Annotated in this window: 5 protein-coding genes and 3 pseudogenes; 7 read left to right on the top strand and 1 reads right to left on the bottom strand. The window is 41.8% G+C overall.

Going from position 1 to position 6,676, the window contains the following annotated elements; all coding sequences use genetic code 11:
* The 3 genes from JTA15_RS08425 to comJ all read left to right on the top strand — a co-directional run.
* Positions 1 to 352 (top strand): hypothetical protein (locus JTA15_RS08425; RefSeq protein ID WP_219373106.1); only part of this gene is annotated, 352 nt, incomplete at its 5' end.
* On the top strand, positions 349 to 780 hold the full coding sequence (locus tag JTA15_RS08420) for an immunity 26/phosphotriesterase HocA family protein (RefSeq protein WP_219373105.1): 432 nt from the start codon (positions 349 to 351) through the stop codon (positions 778 to 780). The genes JTA15_RS08425 and JTA15_RS08420, both read left to right, overlap by 4 nt.
* Positions 781 to 921: 141 nt before the next feature.
* Entirely contained in the window at positions 922 to 1,404 is a 483-nt protein-coding gene (gene comJ, locus JTA15_RS08415; protein ID WP_219373104.1) for a competence protein ComJ, read from the top strand.
* A 75-nt stretch (positions 1,405 to 1,479) separates the two neighbouring features.
* Here the strand turns inward: comJ and JTA15_RS08410 are convergent.
* A pseudogene (locus JTA15_RS08410) lies at positions 1,480 to 1,902 on the bottom strand (DUF933 domain-containing protein); the annotation flags it as partial.
* Here JTA15_RS08410 and JTA15_RS08405 point away from each other — a divergent pair.
* From JTA15_RS08405 to JTA15_RS21750, 4 genes and pseudogenes are all read left to right on the top strand, one after another.
* Positions 1,892 to 3,031 (top strand): annotated as a pseudogene (locus JTA15_RS08405) (RHS repeat domain-containing protein); the annotation flags it as partial. The pseudogenes JTA15_RS08410 and JTA15_RS08405 overlap by 11 nt on opposite strands.
* Positions 3,031 to 4,029 (top strand): hypothetical protein, encoded by a 999-nt coding sequence (locus tag JTA15_RS08400; protein ID WP_219373103.1) that lies wholly within the window; start codon positions 3,031 to 3,033, stop codon positions 4,027 to 4,029. The pseudogene JTA15_RS08405 and the gene JTA15_RS08400, both read left to right, overlap by 1 nt.
* Before the next feature lie 760 nt (positions 4,030 to 4,789).
* Positions 4,790 to 5,272, top strand: a complete 483-nt coding sequence (locus JTA15_RS08395; protein ID WP_219373102.1) for a hypothetical protein — start codon at positions 4,790 to 4,792, stop codon at positions 5,270 to 5,272.
* A 456-nt stretch (positions 5,273 to 5,728) separates the two neighbouring features.
* A pseudogene (locus JTA15_RS21750) lies at positions 5,729 to 6,676 on the top strand (RHS repeat-associated core domain-containing protein); the annotation flags it as partial.

The following is a 6,676-nucleotide window of genomic DNA, read 5'->3' as shown; positions in this document are numbered from 1 at the left end:
ATGGTTGTATGTGCTACACGATGGAAAGAATATTATCTATGTAGGACGTGGGGATGCACCAACGCGTTTGAATAGCCATGCGAATACACCGGGTAAATCTCATTTGGAACAGCTGACCATATTTGATAATAATTTGACCAAAGCTGAAGCTAAATACTTGGAACAAAGAATTATGGATCTTAATGGTGGAGCTAAGTCAACGAATTCCTTAACAAATCTCCTCAATAAAATCAGATCGTATAGTCCTAATAACCCAAATGCTAGCACATATGATATTGCGGGTCATAGCAGTGATTGGGGTGGAAAAGTATTGAATGATGCGTTATCAATTCTGAAAGGTAATGGCTTATGAAAGTAAAATACAAAGAGGGTGACATCTTTGTCATTCCATTGAGCAATGGGAAATATGCGATTTGTCATATTGTTTTTGCTCCAAGCAAAAAATTTCAGCAAGCCATAGGGTTCTGCATATTATCAATCCAGCAGGCTGAAGAACTTATTGATGGCGGTTCATTAACACCGCTAAGTTTTGAAAAGTTTGGCAAAGAGACGAAAATTATCTTTACCGGCAACCAAAATATCAGCACGGGCGTTTGGAAAATTATTGGTCACACTGATCTTACAGAAGAAAAAAAACAATTGAAAATATTTAATTATGCTGGTGGTTTATATAATGGAGAGGACGAAACCAGGCGGTTAACTGTTGCCGAATACCCTAATTACACAACAATGGGGGTATCAGGGTTTGAGCTTGTCGATAATATCCTGACCAATATTTGAGCATCAGGGGTAGGGTGCTTCCCCTGTCAGATTTCGTATTACCGCCACTCATTAACACCTTAAAAATATCACAGGTATTTTATTTTTGATGGCCTGACCTCACATTATTGGTAGAACGATAATAAAAATCGAGGTAGTGTAATGAATGATAAAAAAATACAAATAGTTGATCTACTGATTTCACATAGTCAAATAGTGTTACGATCCCGAGACTATGACGAAAAGCTGAGTCAGTGGGGAAAGGGTAATGTTTCTCAAGGTGCTGTTCTTCACAAGGATTATGTTATATTCGATCCATTACCAGAGGACGCGTTTGGAGCAAACGTCAATATCAAGATAGAGAATGCTTTCAAATTGGATGAAAATGCTCAGCGCTGTATTGTTGTACCATTTTTCATTACGGATAAACATAAGCTGCAAATCGCTTCTGCAACTGAGAAATTCGATTTAAATATAGATGTGAACGATAAAGTTTATTCACTTTTTTATGAGGTTTGTAAAAGCGATGAAATTTACTATAATTTCACTCTTGTACCGGCAAAAGAAGCTGTTGCTGCTAAGTTTTTACTAGATGACCCTTGGGGAGGAATAAAAGACCATCCTCTCAAAGAAGGTATTTTTTAAATTTAATACTATCTGGGAAATTTATATCGGAATAAAAATCCGCGCCTAAGCGTGGATTTTTTCATTCAAAACCAATCAAACGTTAAACAGGAAGTTCATCACATCGCCATCTTTAACGATGTAATCTTTCCCTTCCGCACGCATCTTGCCCGCTTCTTTCGCGCCTTGCTCACCTTTGTAGGTGATGAAGTCTTCAAACGCGATAGTCTGCGCACGAATGAAGCCTTTCTCGAAGTCGGTGTGGATCTTACCGGCTGCCTGAGGCGCAGTCGCACCGACAGGGATGGTCCACGCACGCACTTCTTTTACACCAGCGGTGAAGTAGGTTTGCAGGTTCAGCAGCTCATAGCCCGCGCGGATCATGCGGTTCAGGCCCGGCTCTTCCAGACCCTGCTCGGCCATGGACTTTTCACGGTCGGCGTCGTCCATTTCAGCGGTATCGGATTCCACCGCGGCGCAAACCGCTACCACTACAGAACCTTCACTGCTCGAAGGTTCTGCTGAGAAAGTCACGCATAACCGCCTGACGCAGCTTAACGGCATTCGCTGGCGTTATGACATCCACGGCCGCACCGTGGAGAAGGATAACGGCCAGACCCGCTGGCACTACCGCTACGACGGGGAACATCGCCTGACGGAGGTCATCAGCCAGCCGCGGGATCGCAACAAACCGCAGACGCAGGTCAGCTTCCGCTACGATCCGCTTGGGCGACGCATCAGCAAAACGCGACGCCAGATGCTGGGCGGACAGCCAACCGGCAAGCCGATCACCACCCGGTTTGTCTGGSAAGGGTTCCGTCTGCTGCAGGAAGTGCACGGGGACGTGCCGCTGACCTACGTCTACAGCGATCAGGACAGCTACGACCCGCTGGCGCGTATTGACGGCGTTGATGCCCCGGAGATCTTCTGGTTCCACTGTCAGCCGAACGGCACGCCGGAGCGGATGACGGATATCGAAGGGCAGGTGCGCTGGGAAGGGGTGAACAGCGCCTGGGGCAAGCTGCTGCGGGAAAGCGAGACGCAAGTATCAGGATATTCTCAGAACCTGCGGATGCAGGGGCAATACCAGGACCGTGAGACAGGGCTGCACTACAATCTGTTCCGGTATTACGACCCGGACTGCGGACGGTTTACGCAGCAGGACCCGATAGGGCTGGCGGGGGGAATAAACCTTTACCAGTATGGTGCCAATAGTTTAACCCGAATAGACCCTCTGGGATTAAAACAAGAGGAAGTTATACGCTATATGAGTAAAGATGAAGCGATTGCTTCAGCTTCTGAACTCGATGGTAAAGGTGGATTGGTTCCTAATAATCGTGGTGAAAAAGCCATATGGGTTAATCATGATAGCCGACCAGGGTTTAACCCTGGAAATGAACAGTATCGTGCCGTTATGACCGTAAATGACTCTGGGGTTGAGCTTCTTAATCAACATAGTGATATATCAAAAGTTGATTACAAAGAAACCGGGCTGAAAGATGGAGCTCTATCAAAGAGAAATGAACCTGGAGCAAGGGGCATCGGTAAAAATATCCTTTCTCGTTTTAATGATAAAATCACTTCATTCCAGATTGAAAAGAAAGATGCTAAAGGTAATTGGAAGAAATGTGGTAAGAGGATTACTTAATGATTTTTGAAATGTATCTACATAAAATTGAACACTTCACTAATGCGAGAGCAGAGATTGAAAGTTTTGGAAATTATGTCTATGTTCAAGATGAACCAGACCTTTTTCCCGTTTATTTTAAAAAAGAAAATGGGAAGTATGCAGAGTTGAGTCGTTGGCAAACTTGCTTTCCTAAACTTATGTTACAGCGTGCATTAAAGAAGCTAGGCCTAAGTGAAGAAGGGAAATATGCATTTGAAGTTTTTCTATCTCGATTAGGTTATCTGTTTCAAATAGATAATCGACAGCGTATAGATAAAGATATCTTTATATTATTTTATATACATCAACTTCTTTCTTTAAAAAACAACAAAGAAGATTACGCAATAAAAGCAAAAGGCTTTTTTTTAAGGTTTTTGTGTTTTGAAATGGGCATGGATGATGACTCTTATAATTTGCTATGCATTACAAATGCCGGGCTCTGTATAAATACTGTTCAGCATGGTAATGTAACTGTATTATCATTGCTTGAGCAATTTTATGCACAACTTGAAAAAAAGAAAAACTTTGAAGATATTAAGGCTATAAAATACTATCAATCATCGGTATTAAATTTTTTGTTTGTTGCGAATAACGAAGATAATCACCTGTTGTTTAATGATAAAAATTGCTATCTTATCGATCCTGGTAATTTTATTAATGCATATAAAAAATCTAAAAAAATAATATATAAAGCTTTGGATCAGTGTTTTGATAAGTATCAATCTACAAAAAATTTATTAATATCCAACTTCATTCTAATGAATTACGCTTATTATATTCTTAGAGATAATTTAGCAGATCTTAAAACATTGAGAAGACATGTTTCTTCAGATATATTTGGAAGGATAATTTCCGCTATAGTATACAGAGGTTTCTTTGTAGATGAAGAAAAAATACTGAGGTTAGTTGGTGATGAATATAAATTCGGACCTGAAGGTGAAGAACGGAAATTATTTAATTTAATATATTCGATTTAAAATGTTAATGTTCGACCACAATCGAGGGTGTTAGGATTTGAATAATGAATCCGATGCGGAACCCTCGATTCTAAAAATCCAGGTTATGGACTGTTAATAACTTTATGGCACGCATGTTGTCAATAGAACAATATGTATATCTAATACAGTGCATTAGTGTACGCTGCTATAAAGATTACGGATTATTTTCTTAACAAAAAGTATCATATGAATTTTATTGATGTTCGGTATTTAAGGTTATGCTAACAAACCACTGACGACTTTGCGGCATTCGCTGGCGCTATGACTCCATAAACTTACCGAATGTGTTGAAAGATAACGTCCAGATTTCCTCTCAACCTCATATTCATGGTAATGAATACTGGAATGTTTATCGCGAAGTTGATGGTGCTGATGTGGTAAGTGGCAAGGACCTCATAATAAAGATTATAAAGGTATTGATAGTTACTCGAACAGAACGCTTAAAAAAGAACGATCCTCTATGCATTGCATTCAAATGGCGATCAGTTACCTGCATATACCATAACTCATACTACAGTTAGGTAATCTAAAGGTGATTCATTAGGATATCATGAGGTGTCACAAGTGACACTTAACTCAGATTTCCCTATAGGAACCAAAGTTAGGGAATATTATGTATTAAGGATATATTTGTTTCTAATGGTTGTGCAACGGCGAATCCTCAATCCGGAAAGGGGGGGCAGTTTTACATACCTGAAGAAGCAAGAGGTAAATTAATTCCTGCTAAGATTATAGATATATGAAGAAGATGACATTTAATGTTAAAAATGGGAATGTTAAAATTGATGGTTATCCTGTTGAACTTAGCTCTTTTGAAACATTCACTTCATCTGAATTTTACAAAACCCATCCGCAATTCACTAAGATAGGTAAATTTTATTTTTCGAAAAATGATATTGAATGGGAAGGGCAGAACTTTATCGTAGAGTTCAGACCAGCAATTTTCTCATTTAATCCATCTCTTTTTCTTACAAATAAAGACGGAGATTTTTATCAATCACTCAAAGATTGGGATAAGAGGGCATCGTTAAAAAATCTAGAAGAGGAAGAAAGACGATTGACAGAATGGATTCAAAATAAATTTTCCAGAAACAATATGGGAAAGATAAATAAGCCTCCATATGGAACAAAATGGACTTATGAATGGGGAGAGATAACAGTGCAATCAAATGAAAGATCCTTTGATTGTGGGATATATATTGAATGGGATCTTAATCTCTGATGGTAATAAATCGTACATTACATATATGAGTTATCCATTCATGGAACGGAAGTCATATTGTCCAATAGTGATATTTGAATTTATTATAGATGACTGCCTTATTTGGTATACTAGATAAAAACTCGGATTAATCCCTTTTTTCTAAATGAAATAATAATCTTCTTTGTACATCTTTTATAAGTGAGTCTAAAAAAGAGAACTGTATAATGAAATGCATAAAGAATAGTTAGATAATAATTTTGTAAAAATTGGATTTATGGCGAGATGAATTATTCACTTTCAGGATTCACTATATACACCTTAGTTGATCTTTCAATAAAAAATCAAGATATGGCGTTGGTTATTAGTAAATGCCATAAGGTAAAGAGAGTCTCAAGACACAGCTGAAACTATTTAAACTTTACTCAGGAAGTTTAGTAGGTCGCAATCTTTAACAGTGCAATTTTTCCATTCTGCACGCAGGGGGCGCTGACCACCCGCAACGAGTACGACTATTTTGGTCGACTGCATCGCCGGAACGTCTTTACCGGCAATGCCCAGCGTCCGGCACCGCGATGCGAGTCCCGCCACTGGGATTACGACTACCGCACTAACCTGGTACGGGAAGATCGGGATGATAACCCGTTCAGCTGGTACCGCTAGCAATACGAAAGCGTCGGGCGTTTGCTTGTTCAGGACGGCACGCTACCCGGGCAGGAGCAGTGGCGCTGGGATGCTGCCGGTAAACCGCTTGAAGGTTCTGCTGAGAAGGTGACGCACAACCGCCTGACGCAGCTGAATGGTATTCGCTGGCATAATAATATCCATGCTCGCACCGTAGAGAAGGATAACGGGCAAACCCGAGGAACCGTAACAAACCGCAGACGCAGGTAAGCTTCCGCTACGATCTGCTCGGTCGCCGCATCAGCAAAATGCGACACCAGATGCTGGGCGGGGCCAACCGGTAAGCTTGTCACCACCCGGTTTGTCTGGGAAGGGTTCCGCCTGCTGCAGGAAGTGCACGGGGACGTGCCGCTGACCTGTGTCTACAGCGACCAGGACAGCTACGATCCGCTGGCGCGTATTGATGGCGTGGATGCACCGGAGATCTTCTGGTTCCACTGCCAGCCCAACGGTACGCCGGAGCGGATGACGGATAGCGAAGGGCAGGTGCGCTGGAGAGGGGTGAACAGCGCCTGGGGCAAGCTGTTGCGGGAAAGCGAGACGCAGTTATCAGGATATTCTCAGAACCTGCGTATGCGGGGCAATACCCGGATCGTGAGACAGGTCTGCACTACATTCTATTCCGGTATTACGACCCGGACTGTGGGCGGTTTACGCATCAGGACCCGATAGGGCTGGCGGGGGGATAAACCTTTACCAGTATGCGCCGAATGCGCTGGGATGGGTGGATCCGTGGGGGTT

Origin of the sequence: Enterobacter sp. BIDMC 29 (genome assembly GCF_019378755.1) — a bacterium.
Classification (GTDB): domain Bacteria; phylum Pseudomonadota; class Gammaproteobacteria; order Enterobacterales; family Enterobacteriaceae; genus Enterobacter; species Enterobacter ludwigii.
The sequence above is the reverse complement of the archived record's forward strand: the minus strand, read 5'-3'. Positions and strand labels throughout refer to the sequence as shown.